This is a genomic window from Gemmobacter fulvus (assembly GCF_018798885.1).
In the GTDB taxonomy this organism is placed as follows: Bacteria; Pseudomonadota; Alphaproteobacteria; order Rhodobacterales; family Rhodobacteraceae; genus Gemmobacter; species Gemmobacter fulvus.
Window position 1 is genome coordinate 3,132,571 of sequence record NZ_CP076361.1, and the last position, 16,144, is coordinate 3,148,714.

The 16,144-nt window shown below is 64.8% G+C and carries 15 protein-coding genes and 1 tRNA gene; 5 read left to right on the forward strand and 11 right to left on the reverse strand.

Features of this window, described 5'->3' with window-relative positions; translation table 11 throughout:
- The first annotated feature begins 104 nt into the window (after nt 1-104).
- Together KM031_RS15240 and KM031_RS15245 are read left to right on the forward strand one after the other, a co-directional pair.
- Nucleotides 105-181, forward strand: a tRNA-His gene (locus KM031_RS15240).
- A gap of 115 nt (nt 182-296) precedes the next feature.
- Nucleotides 297-2,624 carry a Tex family protein gene (locus KM031_RS15245; RefSeq protein WP_215506490.1) on the forward strand — a complete coding sequence of 776 codons (2,328 nt, stop codon included), beginning with the start codon at nt 297-299 and terminating at the stop codon, nt 2,622-2,624.
- 31 nt (nt 2,625-2,655) lie between these two features.
- On the opposite strand, the gene KM031_RS15250 is transcribed toward KM031_RS15245, so the two are convergent.
- From KM031_RS15250 to dddP, 6 genes are all read right to left on the reverse strand, one after another.
- Complete coding sequence (locus KM031_RS15250; RefSeq protein WP_215506489.1) at nt 2,656-3,726, reverse strand: flagellar motor switch protein FliG; 1,071 nt, start codon at nt 3,724-3,726, stop codon at nt 2,656-2,658.
- Between the two features lie 56 nt (nt 3,727-3,782).
- Entirely contained in the window at nt 3,783-3,932 is a 150-nt protein-coding gene (locus KM031_RS15255; RefSeq protein ID WP_215506487.1) for a hypothetical protein, read from the reverse strand.
- 18 nt (nt 3,933-3,950) lie between these two features.
- A complete protein-coding gene (locus KM031_RS15260) occupies nt 3,951-4,484 on the reverse strand; it encodes a tetratricopeptide repeat protein (RefSeq protein ID WP_215506485.1) in 534 nt (177 codons plus the stop codon).
- A 166-nt stretch (nt 4,485-4,650) separates the two neighbouring features.
- The gene (purB, locus tag KM031_RS15265; protein ID WP_215506484.1) at nt 4,651-5,955 is read right to left on the reverse strand and encodes an adenylosuccinate lyase; all 1,305 of its coding nucleotides are present in this window, start codon (nt 5,953-5,955) and stop codon (nt 4,651-4,653) included.
- A gap of 220 nt (nt 5,956-6,175) precedes the next feature.
- Nucleotides 6,176-6,430, reverse strand: coding sequence for a putative hemolysin (locus KM031_RS15270; RefSeq protein ID WP_215506482.1), 255 nt, complete (start codon nt 6,428-6,430; stop codon nt 6,176-6,178).
- 14 nt (nt 6,431-6,444) lie between these two features.
- Complete coding sequence (gene dddP, locus KM031_RS15275; protein ID WP_215506480.1) at nt 6,445-7,797, reverse strand: dimethylsulfonioproprionate lyase DddP; 1,353 nt, start codon at nt 7,795-7,797, stop codon at nt 6,445-6,447.
- Between the two features lie 118 nt (nt 7,798-7,915).
- On the opposite strand from dddP, the gene KM031_RS15280 reads away from it, so the two are divergent.
- From KM031_RS15280 to KM031_RS15290, 3 genes are all read left to right on the forward strand, one after another.
- Nucleotides 7,916-8,698 (forward strand): heme-dependent oxidative N-demethylase family protein, encoded by a 783-nt coding sequence (locus tag KM031_RS15280; protein ID WP_246567234.1) that lies wholly within the window; start codon nt 7,916-7,918, stop codon nt 8,696-8,698.
- Between the two features lie 3 nt (nt 8,699-8,701).
- A complete protein-coding gene (locus KM031_RS15285) occupies nt 8,702-9,316 on the forward strand; it encodes an NAD(P)H-dependent oxidoreductase (RefSeq protein ID WP_215506478.1) in 615 nt (204 codons plus the stop codon).
- Between the two features lie 83 nt (nt 9,317-9,399).
- Complete coding sequence (locus KM031_RS15290) at nt 9,400-10,623, forward strand: calcium-binding protein (RefSeq protein WP_215506476.1); 1,224 nt, start codon at nt 9,400-9,402, stop codon at nt 10,621-10,623.
- Nucleotides 10,624-10,679: 56 nt separating this feature from the next.
- Here KM031_RS15290 and KM031_RS15295 read toward each other — a convergent pair whose 3' ends face one another.
- From KM031_RS15295 to KM031_RS15315, 5 genes are all read right to left on the reverse strand, one after another.
- A complete protein-coding gene (locus KM031_RS15295; protein WP_215506474.1) occupies nt 10,680-11,105 on the reverse strand; it encodes a glyoxalase superfamily protein in 426 nt (141 codons plus the stop codon).
- A gap of 210 nt (nt 11,106-11,315) precedes the next feature.
- Entirely contained in the window at nt 11,316-12,950 is a 1,635-nt protein-coding gene (locus tag KM031_RS15300; protein WP_215506472.1) for a phosphoethanolamine transferase, read from the reverse strand.
- Between the two features lie 146 nt (nt 12,951-13,096).
- Nucleotides 13,097-13,918, reverse strand: a complete 822-nt coding sequence (locus tag KM031_RS15305) for a hypothetical protein (RefSeq protein ID WP_215506470.1) — start codon at nt 13,916-13,918, stop codon at nt 13,097-13,099.
- Nucleotides 13,919-14,153: 235 nt separating this feature from the next.
- The gene (gene glnA / locus KM031_RS15310; protein WP_281417312.1) at nt 14,154-15,563 is read right to left on the reverse strand and encodes a type I glutamate--ammonia ligase; all 1,410 of its coding nucleotides are present in this window, start codon (nt 15,561-15,563) and stop codon (nt 14,154-14,156) included.
- A 72-nt stretch (nt 15,564-15,635) separates the two neighbouring features.
- On the reverse strand, nt 15,636-15,974 hold the full coding sequence (locus KM031_RS15315; RefSeq protein WP_215506466.1) for a P-II family nitrogen regulator: 339 nt from the start codon (nt 15,972-15,974) through the stop codon (nt 15,636-15,638).
- Nucleotides 15,975-16,144 lie beyond the last annotated feature (170 nt).

Sequence of the window (16,144 nt, forward strand, 5' to 3'; positions counted from 1 at the left end):
GGCCTCCTTCAATGGATGCTGAGGGCGTAGCGCCGAAAAACCGCCATGGCAAGCACGAGAGGGGACTTGCATTCCCCGGCGCGGGGGGCTACATCGCCGCCAGTGCCGACGTAGCTCAGTTGGTTAGAGCACCAGATTGTGGATCTGGGGGTCCCCCGTTCGAGCCGGGGCGTCGGTACCATCTCAAAAGGCTCCGTTCTGCGGGGCCTTTTTGATTTTGGCCGGGGTGTGCGCGGGTGCTTGCGTTTCAGGGCAGGGGGCTTATGGTCACGCTCCCCTAGCCAGACGGACCTGCCATGATTCAAGATCCCGCCCGCCGTATTCCCCTTGTCATCGCCCGCGAGATCGGCGCGCAGTCGGCACAGGTCAGCGCGGCCATCGAGCTGCTGGACGGGGGGGCGACAGTGCCCTTCGTCGCGCGCTATCGCAAAGAGGTGACGGGCGGGCTGGATGACACCCAGTTGCGCACGCTTGCCGAACGCCTGTCTTACCTGCGCGAGCTGGAGGCGCGGCGGGCGGCGATCTTGTCGTCGATCACCGATCAGGGCAAGCTGACCGAGGCGCTGGCGGCGGGGATCGCCAAGGCGGATACCAAGGCCGAGCTGGAAGACATCTATCTGCCCTACAAACCCAAACGGCGCACCCGGGCGATGATTGCGCGCGAAAATGGCCTCGGGCCGCTGGTGGATGCGATTCTGGCCGAACGTAGCGCCGATCCGCAGCAGCTGGCGGCGCGCTATCTGTCGGATGCCGTGCCCGATGCGAAAGCGGCGCTGGAAGGCGCGCGCGATATTCTGGCCGAAGGTCTGTCGGAAAATGCCGATCTGCTTGGGCGCTTGCGCAGCCACATGAAACAGTCCGCCGAACTGGTGGCCGGTGTCGTGGCAGGGAAAGAGGCGGAGGGCGCGAAGTTTTCGGATTACTTCGCTCATCGGGAACCCTGGGACAAGGCGCCGTCGCATCGGGTGCTGGCCATGCTGCGGGGCCGCAACGAAGGCGTGCTGAGCCTGGATCTGGAGCTGGAGGCCGATGCCCCGCGCGGTCAATCGACCGCCGAGCGGGCCTGTGGCGCGGCGTTGCAGGCGGGCAGTGCCGGGGCGGGCGACCAATGGCTGCGTGAGGCAGCAAGCTGGGCCTGGAGGGTGAAGCTGAAAACTTCGCTCACGCTTGATCTGATGGCCGATCTGCGCGACCGGGCCGAGGCCGAGGCAATCAATGTCTTTGCCCGCAACCTGAAAGACCTGTTGCTGGCAGCCCCAGCGGGGGGCAAGGCGACCATGGGTCTGGATCCGGGCATCCGCACCGGCGTCAAGGTGGCGGTGGTCGATGCGACCGGCAAGGTGCTGGACACCGCGACCGTCTATCCGTTCCAGCCGAAAAACGATCTGCGCGGCGCGCAGGTGGAACTGGCGCAGCTGATCCGCAAACATGGCGTGGCGCTGATCGCCATTGGCAATGGCACGGCCTCGCGCGAGACCGAAAAGCTGGTGGCCGATCTTCTGGCGGTTCTGCCGGGCACCGCGCCCAAACCCACCAAGGTGATCGTGAGCGAGGCGGGGGCTTCGGTCTATTCGGCGTCGGAACTTGCGGCGAAGGAATTTCCGGGCCTCGATGTTTCGTTGCGCGGAGCGGTGTCGATTGCCCGGCGGTTGCAGGATCCGCTGGCCGAACTGGTGAAGATCGAGCCGAAGTCGATCGGCGTGGGCCAGTATCAGCATGATGTGGACCAGAGCCGCCTTGGCCGCAGTCTGGAGGCGGTGGTGGAGGATGCGGTGAACGCGGTGGGGGTGGATCTGAACACCGCCTCTGCGCCGCTTCTGGCGCGCGTCTCGGGCCTTGGGCCGAGCCTCGCCGAAGCCATCGTGGCGCATCGGGATGCGAATGGGCCCTTTGCCAGCCGCAAGGCGCTGTTGAAGGTGGCGCGGCTGGGGCCGAAGGCCTTTGAACAAGCCGCAGGATTCCTGCGCATCACCGGCGGCAAGGAGCCGCTGGATGCCAGCAGCGTTCACCCTGAGGCCTATGATGTGGCGCGCAAGATCGTGGGGGCCTGCGGGCGCGACATCCGCAGCCTGATGGGCGATTCGGCGGTGCTGAAGGGGCTGAACCCGCGCGATTTCATGGATGATCGCTTTGGCCTGCCCACCGTGCAGGATATTCTGGCCGAACTGGAAAAGCCCGGTCGCGACCCTCGCCCCAGCTTCAGGACCGCGACCTTCACCGAAGGGGTCGAGGAAATCCGCGATCTGAAAGTGGGCATGATGCTGGAAGGCACCGTGACCAATGTCGCGGCCTTCGGCGCCTTTGTGGATATTGGCGTGCATCAGGACGGTCTGGTGCATGTGAGCCAACTGGCCGACCGTTTCGTGAAAGACCCGCATGAGGTGGTGAAGGCCGGGGATGTGGTGAAGGTGCGCGTGGTCGAGGTTGATGTGGCGCGCAAGCGCATTGCCCTGACGATGAAACGCGATTCGGCCGAAGCGCGCGATCAGGCGCGCGAACGGCAGGCCGAACGCGGGGCGTCCCCCCCGAAGGGCGGCAAGTCGGTGCCGCGCAGTGCGGCCCCTCAGGGCAATGGCGCGGGCAATGCCTTTGCCGATGCGCTGAAAGGCAAATTCGGGCGCTAAGGCGCCCTGTGACGGCAGGGTGACGAGGGGCTCACTCCTCGTCATCATGGCGCAGGGCCAGTTCGCGGTCCGCTTCCAGCGATCGGATGGCGGCGATGATGCTGTTCATTGCCGCCTCTGCCTCCTTGTCTTTCACCTTGCCGCGCGCGCCGATCTCCTCCCGCAGGGCCTGCGTCATGCGTTGTGACATATTGGCCAGAATGAACTCCGCCGCCGCCTCGCGCTCGGCATTGCCGCTGGCCCCGGCCAGCGCGGTCACCAGTGTCGGCTGATCGACAGCGCGGACCACCTTGGGCACATCGCGTGGGTTCAACCGGCGGGGCAGATGGGTAAAGGTGAAGATGGCCTTGCGCACCTGTTCGGCAAAGGCGGCATCCGCCTCGTCCAACCCTTGCAGAACCGCCTCGCGCGTCAGTTCGGGCGACACGTTCAGGATGGCGCCCACCCGTTCCACCGGCCCGGCCTCAAAGGCTTTGGGCGGCTGGCTGTCCAGCTGCCCCAGCAAGGACAACCCGATCCGCCGCACGGTGCCGGGATCCACATTGCCGGTGCGGGACATGGCAAAGGCCACGCGGCGGGCCTTGTCGCCGGGCAATTTGCCCAGCAGCGCCGCCGCCTTGGCCACGGGCATCTTCGACAGCATCACTGCCGCCACTTCGGTGCTTTCATCCTCCAGCGCAGGCAGCAGCGCCTCGGGCGGCAAGGCGGTCAGCCGGTCCCAGGGATCGGCATCGGGGCGCAGCCCGACCAGACGTCGCAGGCGGCTGGCGGTGCCGCTGGAGATATGGCCATCCATGATCGCCAAGGCCCCTTCCAGTCCGCCGGGGAAGGACAGGCCCACCTGTTCGAGCTCGCTCAGAAACTCGGCCACCACATGGTTGAGGGTATGCCGGTCGATCAGGCGCATCTGGCCGATCTGTTGCGCCAGTTCTGCCTGAAGCCCGTCCGGCAAGGACGACAAGGGCAAAGGCGAGCCTTCTGCCAGCATGAGGCGCACGATGATCGCGGCCTTCTGCCGACGTGACAACAGCGTGACCGCGCCCGAGGCCGGACGCGGCACGGCAATTTGCGCCGGTGTGATCTGAGCAAGGGCTCTTGCCATGCCGCCTCCTGATTCCGCTGGTCTCGTCAGCGTCGCAGGTGGCAGTTAACAGGGCCTTAGCTGGCGACCGGATCGCAGCGTTTTGTGTCGGCGTTCCACTGGCTGCCTTCGGCGCAGGTCATCGCGCTGTCGCTGCACCCGGCGGCAACCGCCACAATCGGCATCGTCAAGGCGAGCAACAGGGTCAGGTGAAAGGTCAGGCGCATCATCCTCTCCTTTTCAGGTCAGTAACTGGTGGTCTGTCCGGTCTGAATGGCCTGCGCCAGCGCCCGATGCGCCCAGCTTGCCCGGCCACCATAGTGGTCAATGGCCAGCAACTGCGCCGAGGCCATTTCATATTCCCCTTGTTCCACAAGGGCTTGCCCGTAATAGCTGCGGGCGAGGATATTGGCGGGATTGGCCGCAAGCGCAGCCTCATAGGCGGCAAGACCTTCCTCGATCCGGCCCGATTTGCGCAGGGCAAAGCCCTGATAGGTGCGCACGCGGTCGGTCTCGCCCTCGGTCATCGCCGCCAGCACTCGCAGCGCCTCCTCCGGGCGGCCTGCCCAGGCGAGCTCCCGCACGGCAGCAAAGCGGCTGTCATCGTCAAGCCGGGCGTCTTCGGGGTTCACACAACTCTTGCTGTCGGCATCCCAGACCTGACCCTCCGTGCAGTCGGTTGTGGTCTCGGTCGGTTTGGGCGGTTCGGTATCGTCAGACCCGGCGGCAAAGGCGGCAAAGGGCAGGGTCGCGACAAGCAGGGTAGCAAGCAGACGCATCGGTTTTGTCCTTCTGCAATTGAGGGAAGGGTAGCACGATTTGCGCAAGGTCAATGGTGCCAGTCCCCGGTTCCCGGTCGAATGCAGGGAGGCCCCCTTGCAAACGACAGGGGCGGGCCACTCCGGCCCGCCCCTGCATATTCCGCCACTCCGGCCCGCGCCGCTGTTACGCGGGGAACACTCGGTTGAAGATCGTGTCGACATGTTTCGTGTGATAGCCAAGATCGAATTTCTCTTCGATCTCGGCGGGGCTGAGCGCGGCCGTCACCTCGGCATCCGCCAGAAGCTCGGTCTTGAAATCCGCGCCTTTCTCCCAGACCTTCATCGCATTGCGCTGCACCAGACGATAGCTGTCCTCGCGCGACACACCCGCCTGCGTCAGTGCCAGAAGCACGCGCTGGCTCATCACCAGACCGCGGAACTGGTTCATGTTGCGCAGCATGTTTTCGGGATAGATCACCAGCTTTTCCACCAGCCCGGCCAGACGGTGCAGTGCGAAATCCAGCGTGATGGTGGTATCGGGGCCAATCGCCCGCTCGACCGAGCTGTGCGAGATGTCGCGCTCATGCCAGAGCGCCACATTTTCCAGCGCCGGGATCACCGACATGCGGACCAGACGTGCAAGGCCGGTCAGATTCTCCGACAGCACCGGATTGCGCTTGTGCGGCATGGCACTGCTGCCCTTCTGGCCGGGGCTGAAGAATTCTTCCGCCTCCAGCACTTCGGTGCGCTGCATGTGGCGGATCTCGATGGCGATGTTCTCGATGCTGGAGGCAATCACCGCCAGCACGGCAAAATACATGGCATGACGGTCGCGCGGGATCACCTGGGTCGAGATCGGCTCGGGCGTCAGGCCCAGCATCTTGCAGACATGCTCTTCGACCGCCGGGTCGATATTGGCGAAGGTGCCGACTGCACCCGAAATCGCGCCGGTGGCAATCTCGGCGCGTGCGGCCTCAAGCCGCGCCCGGCCCCGCGCCATCTCGGCGTAAAAGCGGGCAAAGGTCAGGCCCATCGTGGTCGGCTCGGCATGGATGCCATGGCTGCGCCCGATGCGCACGGTGTGTTTGTGTTCAAAGGCGCGGGCCTTCAGCGCGGCCAGCACCCGGTCCATGCCGGTCAGCAGCAGATCGGTCGCGCGCACCAGCTGCACATTCAGCGTGGTGTCCAGGACATCGGAGGAGGTCATGCCCTGATGCACGAACCGCGCATCATCCGATCCGATATGTTCGGCCAGATGCGTCAGAAAAGCGATCACGTCATGTTTGGTAACGGCCTCGATCTCGTCGATCCGCGCCACGTCAAAGGTCACATCCTTGGCGCGCCATACCGCTTCCGCATTGGCCTTGGGGATCACGCCCAGAGCGGCCTGCGCATCGCAGGCATGGGCTTCGATCTCGTACCAGATCTTGAATTTACTCTCGGGCGACCAGATGGCAACCATGTCGGGGCGGGAATAGCGCGGGATCATGCAGGATGGCCTTTCGTTGCGGCAGGGGCTGGCCGCGCCCGCATAGCCGCTGCACCCCGCCGCATCAAGCCTCGCAGGGGGCAAACCCGGCTTTCCCCTTTCACTTTGGCCCAAATATCCCCGCGCGGAGCGCATCGCGGCCCCCGGGCCGCCCCCTGCGCGCCGGGTGCAAGCCCGGATCGCAGGGAAAAGCGCTTGCGCGCTTGCGCGCACCGCAGGATCAGAGGCTGTTCTTGCCGCGATAAAGCTGCCATTCCTCGACGGTGCTGCCATCGGGCAGATGGCAATACCCGGCCTCACCGGCCGTCTCGCTGCGGATTTCCAGCCGGCCGCCCAGTTCGGCGCAATATCTGGACGCCGGATTGGCCATGCTGGCCCAGCGTCCTTCGGGGGCCTTGGCCCCGCCTGCGCCGCCCCCTCCGCCACAGGCAGCCAGCAGCAACAGGGTGGTCAGGGCGGCACAAACGCGCATCATGGCATCCTCGGGGATCAGCCTTTGCCCATCAGCGCCGGGTCAAAGGGGTATCGGGTCAGGTTCTCGTGGCCAGTTTCGGTGATCAGCACCTGATCTTCAAGCTTGATCGAGAAGTCGCCGCCCTCGGGGCTCACCAATGCCTCGACACAAAGCACCATGCCCGGTTCCAGGGCAACCTCAAACGCGCCGTCGACCCAGGCGTCGGGATAGGGCACAAAGGGCCATTCGTCACAGAGGCCGACGCCGTGCATCTTGCACGAATATTTCTGCGCCTGATATTCCGGGGCCAGCAGGTGCCCGCCATGGGTCAGCTCGCGGATGCTGACGCCGGGCCTGAGCATGGCCATATTGGTGTCGATATGGTCGCGCGCGTGGTGCATCGCGTCGATCATCGACTGCGGCGGGCGGCGGTCACCGATCCACCATGTGCGCGAGATGTCGATACAGATGCCATAGGCCCCGATCAGATCGGTGTCGAAAGCCACGATCTCGTTGTTTTGCACGATGCGCGGGCCACATTCCTGAAACCACGGATTGCTGCGCGGCCCCGAGGCGAGCAGGCGGGTTTCGATCCATTCGCCGCCGCGCCGGATATTGCCCTTGTGCAACTCGGCCCAGATGTCATCCTCGCTGATGCCACCCTTCGGCACCTCGCGGCGGGCAAAATCCTCCATCTCGGTAATCGCCGCCTCGCAGGCGTGATGGGCGCAGCGCATCGCCAGAATGTCATCCGGGCCCTTGATGGCGCGGCTGCGTTCGGTGATGACCTCGCCCTCCAGCACCTCGAACCCGGCGCGTTCCAGCGCCCGCAACCCATGGACCATGATCTTGTCGACCGCGAGCCTCCGGTTCGATCCGGCATGGGCCGCCATCACCTCGGTCACCTGGGCTGCAAAGGCGCGGGCGTCCTGTGCCGTCGCATCGCCGCAGACATTGTAGAAAAACGAAGCCCCGGAGCGCAGTTCCCTGACCAGCGGGTTGAAGGTCACAAGGAAGGGCGAGTTCTTGTATTCCCACATCACCATATGGCCATCGGCGCAGATCAGGCAGGCCCGGAACGGGTTGTGGCTGTTCCACAGCTGCATGTTGGTGGTGTCGGTGGCGTAACGGATGTTCAGCGGATCGAACATCAGCAGCCCGCCAATCTCCTGCGCCACCAGTGCCTGCACCAGCCGGTTCCAGCGGAAATGCCGCATCGCGTCGAGGTTGGGCGCGGTCAGCCCGGCCGCCTGCCATTCGGCAAAGGCCAGCGGCGTGGGGCCGATCTCCACCCGGTCATTGTCATTGGGGGTGCCGTCGGCCAGCAGGGCCCCTCGGTTCGGGTCGATCTTGCGGCGGGTTTCGGCATAGCTGCGGGGGGCTGTCATGGCGGATCTCCCTTTGCGCCAGCCTCGGGCCAAGGCGCGCGCCCCGCTTTGCCGGGGGCGACAGCGCGGCGTCGGGTTTGGGCTGGCAGCGGTGCGGGCGGGCGGCTAGCCTGCCGCCATGACAACGCCCGTATTGCAATCCCGCCTGCCGTTCGCCCCCTGGATGGACCCGCGCACCGCGCGCCTGCCCGGCATCCTGCCGGTGGAGGGCGACGACTGGCTGCGCGTGGACGATGCCTTTGCCGGCCAGATGGCCGAACGTGATGCACGGATCGCCACAGATGCCGCGCTGGTGCATGGCCTGCTGGAGAGCGCGCGCCCCGCAGCCGAGGAATTGCTGGAGACGGTGCTGGCCAAGCTGGCCCGGACCGAAGGGTACAGTCTGACAGCCGGGTCCGTGACGCGCCCCGATGGCATCACCGTGCCGCTGGACCGCACCGCGCCGTTGCGCACAGCAGGGCGGCTGGTGCAGGAGGATCTGTGCCTGTTGCAGCATGACGGGGCAGAACATGTGCTGACCGGCGCGATCCTGTGTTTTCCGGCCAGCTGGACCCTGTCCGAAAAGCTGGGCCGCCCGATGACGCGCATCCATGTGCCGGTCGATCATTATACCGACGATGTGGCGCGGCGGGTGCAGCGGCTGTTTGATGCGATCCGCCCGGAACAGCCGCTGTGGCGGATGAATGCGCTGGTCTATGATGATCCTGCGCTGTTCCAGCCCCGGCCCGAAGGTGCCAAGCGACCGCCGCCGGTTGAGCGCCTGTTCATGCGCTGCGAACGGCAATGCCTGGTGCGCCTGCCGGTCAGCCGGGCGGTGGTGTTTGCGATCCATACCTATCTGGTGAGGCTGGAGGATCTGGAGCCTGCGGCGCGGGATGGCCTTGCCGCCGCCGGGTTATAACCGATGTCGGTCCTGATCGTGTCCGCCCATCCGCGCGGTGACAGCCTGAACCGGCATCTGGCAGAGACACTAGCAGCACAGGCCCGCGCCAGCGGGGCCGATGTCACGCTGCTGGATCTTTATGCCACGGGCTTTGATCCGGTGTTGACCGCCGCCGAGCGTGGCAGCTTCTACGCCACCCCTTATGACGGGGCCGCAGTGGCGGCGCAGATGGCGCAGCTTTCGCGGGCCGAGGTGCTGGTGCTGGTGTTTCCGACCTGGTGGTTTGGCCTGCCTGCCATTCTGAAAGGCTGGATTGACCGGGTCTGGGTGCCGGGCCTTGCCTATGATCACGCCAGTGATCTTGGGCCGATCCGCGGGCGGCTGACCGGCTTGCGGCAGGTGGTGGTCGTGACCACGCTGGGCGCACCGGAATGGGTGGATTGGCTGGTGATGCGCCGTCCGGTGGCCCGTGTGCTGCGCTGGGGCGTGGTCAAGGTCTGCGCACCGCAGGCCCGGTTCCGCTATCTGGCGCTGCACCGGGTCGAGAATGTCAGCCCCGACCGCCTGCGCCGGTTCGAGCGGCGGATCACGGCGGCGCTGGCGGCGGCTTTGCGCCCAGCCGGGCCGGGAACCTGACAGCGGACTTGCGCGTTTTCTCTCTGCGGCAAATGCTTGTCGCAGACGTGCTGCCCGATCACGGGCGGGTTCAGGAGACGGTTATGACAAGTTTTGTTCTCACATCCCTCAGCAGTGCCGGGCGCAGCCTGTCCTCGGGGGAAACCGGAGTGATCGCGGCCTCGGCAACGCTTGCGCCGCCGTCGCAATCGGCTGTGGACATGTTCGGCAGCTCCAATCTACTTGTGGCCGGGGCGGTGGCACCGCTTGCCAGCTCTGCGGCCGGCGTGCGCACCTATGGCAGCGCGCAGATCACCGTGTCGGAAAGCGGCATCATACAGGGGCGGCAGGCCATCAGCACCAATGGCAATGGCGGGCTGCTGCTGGTGAATGACGGCTTCCTGATCGGCTCTGCCGGGGGGATTTCGGCCTATGGCAGCGGTGCGGTGCAGGTGCAGAACAGCGGCCATATCTGGGGCAGTGGTTCGACCGGGATCTATCTTGAGGATGCCAGCAGCGCCAATATCCGCAACAGCGGCGAGATTTCAGGCCTGAGCTATGGCATCTACAGCGATGATGCGGCCATCCGTATCCACAACACCGGCGAGATCAGCGGCGGTATCCAGTCGCTGCGGCTGGCTGATGGCGCAGATGTGGTGATCAACCGGGGCACGCTGTTCGGCGAGGTTGTGCTGAATGGCGGCAATGATCTGTTTCGCGGCGGGCTTGGCGTTCAAACCGATATTGTCGCCGGGTCTGGCAATGATACCGTCTGGGGGGGGCGCGATGCCGAAACCATTCTGGGCGAAGGCGGCAATGACCTGCTGGTCGGCGGTGGCGGCGAAAACGCGCTGTCCGGCGGTGCGGGGCGCGATACGCTGCGCGGGGGGGCCGAGAATGACAGCCTGACCGGCGGTACCGAGAATGACGTGCTGCGCGGCGCTGCGGGCGATGACACGCTGGATGGCAATGGCGGGGCCGATCTGATGTTCGGCGCAGAGGGCAATGACCTGCTGCGCGGCGGGTCGGGTGATGACACGCTGAACGGCGGGCTTGGAAATGACGAACTGTCGGGCGGCAGCGGGCGCGACGTGTTCGTGTTCCTGCCCGGCTCCGGGCAGGATGTGGACCGGGTTGCGGGTTTCTCCAACAATGTCGACAGGTTGGATTTGCGCGCTTTTGATCTGGACGGGATCGGCGATTTGCGCGCCTTGGCCAGCAATTCGTCGCAGGGGCTGCATATCGACCTGACAGAGCAGGGCGGCGGCATCCTGCTGGTGACCGGCCTCACATTGCGCCAGCTTGATGCCGGTGACGTTCTGCTGTGACGCGACATGCCGGGCAGGGGCCAAAGCCGCCTGCCCGGTGTGGTGAATGGTGCCGCTCAGGCGGTCAGTTGCAGGTGGGGCGTGCCGTCCGAGGTATGTTCCACCGTGCGGCCCTGCGGCGTCACCGTGGCGCTGACCCGGCGGCGCAGGTTGGAAAAATGCGGCGAGCGGACGGTATCGACCGGCGTATCAAAGCCAATGGTGATGCCGAAGCGCCCGGCGCTTTTGGCCTGCAACCCGAGAATCTGCCCGGTGAAGGGCTGGCCCAGATAGCTGCCGCTGACCTTCTGCCCAAGGCTCCAGTGCGGTGCGGCCTCGGCGGACAGCGCGGCGGCGGTGTTCCAGTCGCGCAGGCCGTGGCTTTGCGCCACCAGCTCCAACGCGGCGGAATGGCCCACTGGGCGGCCTTGCCCGGCCAGAGCGCTGCGCAGACGGCGGGCCTGCGCCTTGAGGGCGGTAGTGGTCGGAAGTGTCGGTGTCATGGTTAAAACCCTTTCGCATGGTCATGCACGGGCGATCAGCGGTCTCCGCATTGCCTCTGCCGGATGACCTGGCCTTTCGGGCACAAGAGATCGGATTCAAAGCAGACTTCAGGCTTCACAATGGGGTTGGCCCCCTGCGGATGGCGGGGGCCTGACCCCATGCCGCCTATATTGGGCGGCATGGGGACGGTTGCAAGGGGCAAAGCCGCGTCAGCCCGCCACGCAGCGCGTCAGATCAAGATCGGGCGCATGGACCGCCGTCTCCACCCCGGCAAGACTGAGCAGGGTTGGGAAGATCACGTCATGCGATTGCGGTTGCGTCGCCTTCTGCGCCAGACAGCCCGCCACGCCCGTCAGCCGCGCCTTGCTGTCGTCTGACAGCCACAGCAGCATCGGCACCTTGGTCTGCGTGTCCGGTGCCATGAAAGCGGGCGCGCCATGCAGCCACAGACCGCCTTCGCCCAGCGATTCCCCATGGTCCGAGGCATAGATCATGCTGGCCTCGACCCCGGTCTGGGCCGCCAGCAGGTCGATCATGCTGGCCAGAACCGTATCGGTATAGGCAATGGTATTGTCATAGGTGTTGACGATTTCCTCGGGCGTGCATTTGGCAAATTCCCCGGTCTGGCAGGTGGGCGAGAACCGGGCCGCCTCGGGCGGATAGCGTAGATAATAGGACGGGCCATGGCTGCCGATCATATGCATGATCACCACCGTGTCGCGGGTCAGCGTCGGCAGCAGGGTGGCCAGCCGTTCCACCATCAGCTCATCCGTGCATTCGCCGGTGGGGCAGCGCGACATGTCGGGCTGTCTGGTCATGTGATCCTCGCCGGTGCGGCGGGCCACGCCCTGCGAGCCGGTGTTCAGATCCCACCACAGCACATCCTGCCCGGCGTGGCGGAACACATCCAGCAGGTTTTCGCGGGCCTGCGCCTTGGTATAGCTGTAGCCCTCCTGACCCAGACCCGAGAAGATGCAGGGCACCGAAACGGCGGTCGAGGTGCCGCAGGCGGTGACATCGGGAAAGAAGGTGATGTCGCGCCGGGCCAGTTCGGGATTTGTGTCGCGGCCATAGCCCGCCAGCGACCAGTTCTGCACCCGCGCCGTTTCGCCCAGCATGAACACGGTCAGCCGCGGTTTTGCCCCGGCAATGCTGCGCGCATCGGTGCCATAGGGGGCGGCCACGACATTGGCGCTGCGCAGCATCATCTTGGCATAACGCACCGTGCCCGCAATCGGCGCGCCCGGCTGAAAGCTCGACATCAGCTCCTTCTGTTCCCGAAAGACGGCGGCAAAGCGGGCGTAATCCGACAGCAGCAAGCCGATGCACAGCGCGAAGCTCAGCACGATCAGGCCGCCATTGCGCAGGGTCTTGCCCAGAAACCGCTCGGGCCGGATCGGCACAAAGGCGACGATCACCGCAGGCAGCAGGCCAAAGGCCGCCATATGCCGCAGGAAGGGCCAGGTGAACAGATGCCCGGCCTCGGTCGGGGTGGTCAGAAACACGTTCTGGATCATCTCGCGGTCGATGACGATGCCCAGCCGGTTCTGAAACCAGCCCGAGGCCGCCGAGATCAGCAAGAGCAGGATCAGCGCCGGCCGCACCAGCCATTTCTGGCTGAACAGCATCACCAGCGCATAGGTCAGCAGAAAGATCGCCGCCCCCAGCGTGGCCAGCGCGCGCGGGCTGTCTGCAAAGATGCGCCGCGCATGATCCCAGAACACCGCATTGGCGGTGGCAAACAGGAACAGCACGACCAGAAAGGTCAGGGTGGCGGCGGTCTGGCCACGTTGGCCAAGGGCGCGGTGGGGGGCCACGGCCAGGATAGGCGAGGGAGACGGCATGAAACGGGGATCCTGTCAGCACCGCCGCAGAGCGCGGCTGTTCCCCGTGCCTCGCATGGTCGCGGGACACGGGGGAACTGCGCTCCGGGGGCAGGCCCGGCCATCTCATACCCGAGTTGCAGACCGTTTTCGGGCCGCAGGCGCGCTCAGATCAGCGCGCCGAGCTGCCCCCCGAGCCCGGATTGCCACAACCCGATCGCAGTGCCGGTCAGCGCCAGCGCCCGCGCGCTGAGCGTCAGATCCTCGCCGCGCAGCAGGCTGTAGGTCATCACCGCCGCACCGACCGGCAAGGACACCATCATCAGCGTGCAGTTGAACGCATGAGCGGCAAGGCGCAGCTGTTGCGAGGCGGGCGGCGGCGGGCTGGTGTCAGGGATATACAGCGCCTCGCGCACCCGGTGCAGGGCGGCCATATCCGGTGTTGGCAGATCGGGGTGATCGTTGACCGCCGCGCCCTCCGGGGCAGGCCGGGGCCGGGAGGCCGGATCGTGGCGCGGCCCTGCATGGCGCGGACCTGCCGTCAACCGCTCGATCTCGGCGCGGGGGGGCAGGGCCTCGACCAGCGCATCGGCCAGTTCGGCATCCAGCGGCGCTGTGCTGTTCTGCCACAGCACGGTGTCGGTGTAGTAATGCCGCAGCACCCCTTCCACCAGCAGGGCGCAGATTTTCTGCGGATTGCCGGTCATGCAGGGATCCGTCTTGGCGTGCCGCGCATAGGGCGCAGGCCCGCAGCCCATGGTCAGGCAGGCGGCATAGCCGATGGGCGGCGGTTCCGCCTTGGAGATCAGGATCCGTCGGCTGCCGATGTCAAAACAGGCGACATCCTCGCAATCCCAACTGAGCCGGTGTCCGTCTGCACAATGGCGGGCCAGGTGCAGGTCGATTTCACCCACGAGGCGGGCGAAGTTCAGGTAGGGGTCCGTGACATACAAAAGTTGGGCAATCGTACTGTGCGGTAATGCGCGCATGGCGATATCTCCGACAGGGTGCGTCTGGCGCAACCGTGGCGGGCAATTGTGCCCGGATCACGCGCCGAAGGTGGTTAATTTGGGGAATTGTTGCCCCCTCGCGCCGCGTTGCCGCCACAATGACAATCCTGCGTCCGCGCCGGGATTGGTGCGGCCTTCGGGCAGATCAATCCTGCCGCCAGAATGCAGAAAGGGCGCCCAAGGGCGCCCTTACCATCCGTGCTGTCCGTGCGGATCAGCAGGAATAATACATCTGGTATTCCACCGGGTGCGGCGTGTGTTCAAAGGCATAGACCTCTTCCCACTTCAGCGCGATGTAGCCATCCAGCTGATCCTTGGTGAACACGTCGCCTGCCAGCAGGAAGTCCATGTCCTTCTCCAGCTCTTCCAGCGCTTCGCGCAGCGAGCCGCAGACGGTCGGGATTTCGGCCAGTTCTTCCGGCGGCAGATCGTAGAGATCCTTGTCGGAGGCCGGGCCCGGATCAATCTTGTTCTTGATCCCGTCAAGGCCTGCCATCATCAGGGCCGCATAGCACAGATAGGGGTTGGCCGCCGGATCGGGGAAACGGGCTTCGACGCGCTTGGCTTTCGGCGATTCGGTCCACGGAATCCGCACGGCACCCGAGCGGTTGCGGGCCGAATAGGCCAGCAGAACCGGCGCTTCAAAGCCGGGGATCAGGCGCTTGTAGCTGTTGGTCGACGGGTTCGTCAGGGCGTTGAGCGCCTTGGCGTGTTTGATGATGCCGCCGATGAAATACAGCGCTTCCTGCGACAGATCCGCGTATTTGTCGCCTGCGAACAGCGGTTTGCCGTCCTTCCAGATCGACATGTTCACGTGCATCCCCGAGCCGTTGTCGCCCTTGATGGGCTTGGGCATGAAGGTTGCCGATTTGCCGTAAGCATGGGCCACATTGTGGATCACATACTTGTATTTCTGCATGTTGTCGGCCTGTTCAACAAGACCGCCGAAGATCATGCCAAGCTCGTGCTGGGTCGAGGCCACTTCGTGATGGTGCTTGTCGACCTTCATGCCCATGCGCTTCATGGTCGACAGCATCTCGCCACGCAGGTCTTGCGCGTCGTCAATCGGGTTGACCGGGAAATAGCCGCCCTTGACGCCCGGACGATGGCCCGAGTTGCCGCCTTCATACACCTTGTCGGTGTTCCAGCACGCGTCCACGGCGTCGACCTCGAACGAGACCTTGTTCATCGAGACTTGATACCGCACGTCGTCGAACAGGAAGAATTCAGCTTCCGGCCCGAAATAGGCGGTGTCACCGATGCCGGTCGATTTCAGATAGGCTTCGGCCTTCTTGGCGGTGCCGCGCGGATCGCGCGAATAGGGCTCGCCTGTGTCCGGCTCCACCACGTCGCAATGCACGCAGAGGGTTTTTTCGGCATAGAAGGGGTCGAGGTAGATCGACGAGGCGTCGGGGATCAGTTTCATGTCGGACTGATCAATCGACTTCCAGCCGGCGATGGACGAACCGTCGAACATGAAGCCTTCTTCAAAGAAGTCTTCGTCGACAAGATCGGACACCAGCGTCACGTGCTGGAGCTTGCCCTTCGGGTCGGTGAAGCGGATGTCGACATATTCGACTTCCTCGTCCTTGATCAGTTTCAGAGCTTTTGCAATCGCGCTCATCATGCTGCCTTTCGGTTTGTGTTGCTGAGCGGGGATCTGGACGGACCCCCGGTGTTGAGAGAAACGGATGGATCAGACCGCGTCGTCGCCGGTTTCGCCCGTGCGGATGCGGATGGCCTGTTCGACGGGAGAGATGAAGATCTTGCCATCGCCGATCTTGTCGGTGCGGGCCGCTGCGATGATCGCCTCGACAGCGGTGTCGACCATGTCGTCAGACAGCACGACCTCGATCTTCACCTTGGGCAGGAAATCCACCACATATTCGGCGCCACGATACAGTTCGGTATGGCCCTTCTGGCGCCCGAACCCCTTCACCTCGGTGACGGAGAGGCCTTGAATGCCGGCCTCCTGAAGCGCCTCTTTTACTTCATCCAGCTTGAACGGCTTGATGATCGCCTCGATCTTCTTCACGCCCGACTCCCCCGCTTGAATTGCGTCACGTTGGTCAGTGACCACTTCCCTGCGGGCGGGACAATTGGCTAGGGTTTGGGGACGGTGCCTGATCCGGGGAAAATCTGGGGAACGCATAAAATTTGTGCATATCGCCCGGAGGATGTGCAGTTTTGAAACACATTTGGATA

Bases quoted from the DNA above. Each gene is read 5' to 3' on its own strand.
- KM031_RS15285 (WP_215506478.1), top strand. From the start codon at position 8,702: ATGTCGGTCCTGATCGTGTCCGCCCATCCGCGCGGTGACAGCCTGAAC.
- purB (WP_215506484.1), bottom strand. From the start codon at position 5,955: ATGATCCCGCGCTATTCCCGCCCCGACATGGTTGCCATCTGGTCGCCC.
- KM031_RS15295 (WP_215506474.1), bottom strand. From the start codon at position 11,105: ATGACACCGACACTTCCGACCACTACCGCCCTCAAGGCGCAGGCCCGC.
- KM031_RS15255 (WP_215506487.1), bottom strand. From the start codon at position 3,932: ATGCGCCTGACCTTTCACCTGACCCTGTTGCTCGCCTTGACGATGCCG.
- KM031_RS15270 (WP_215506482.1), bottom strand. From the start codon at position 6,430: ATGATGCGCGTTTGTGCCGCCCTGACCACCCTGTTGCTGCTGGCTGCC.
- KM031_RS15300 (WP_215506472.1), bottom strand. From the start codon at position 12,950: ATGCCGTCTCCCTCGCCTATCCTGGCCGTGGCCCCCCACCGCGCCCTT.
- KM031_RS15290 (WP_215506476.1), top strand. From the start codon at position 9,400: ATGACAAGTTTTGTTCTCACATCCCTCAGCAGTGCCGGGCGCAGCCTG.
- glnA (WP_281417312.1), bottom strand. From the start codon at position 15,563: ATGAGCGCGATTGCAAAAGCTCTGAAACTGATCAAGGACGAGGAAGTC.
- KM031_RS15250 (WP_215506489.1), bottom strand. From the start codon at position 3,726: ATGGCAAGAGCCCTTGCTCAGATCACACCGGCGCAAATTGCCGTGCCG.
- KM031_RS15280 (WP_246567234.1), top strand. From the start codon at position 7,916: ATGACAACGCCCGTATTGCAATCCCGCCTGCCGTTCGCCCCCTGGATG.
- KM031_RS15245 (WP_215506490.1), top strand. From the start codon at position 297: ATGATTCAAGATCCCGCCCGCCGTATTCCCCTTGTCATCGCCCGCGAG.
- dddP (WP_215506480.1), bottom strand. From the start codon at position 7,797: ATGACAGCCCCCCGCAGCTATGCCGAAACCCGCCGCAAGATCGACCCG.
- KM031_RS15305 (WP_215506470.1), bottom strand. From the start codon at position 13,918: ATGCGCGCATTACCGCACAGTACGATTGCCCAACTTTTGTATGTCACG.
- KM031_RS15260 (WP_215506485.1), bottom strand. From the start codon at position 4,484: ATGCGTCTGCTTGCTACCCTGCTTGTCGCGACCCTGCCCTTTGCCGCC.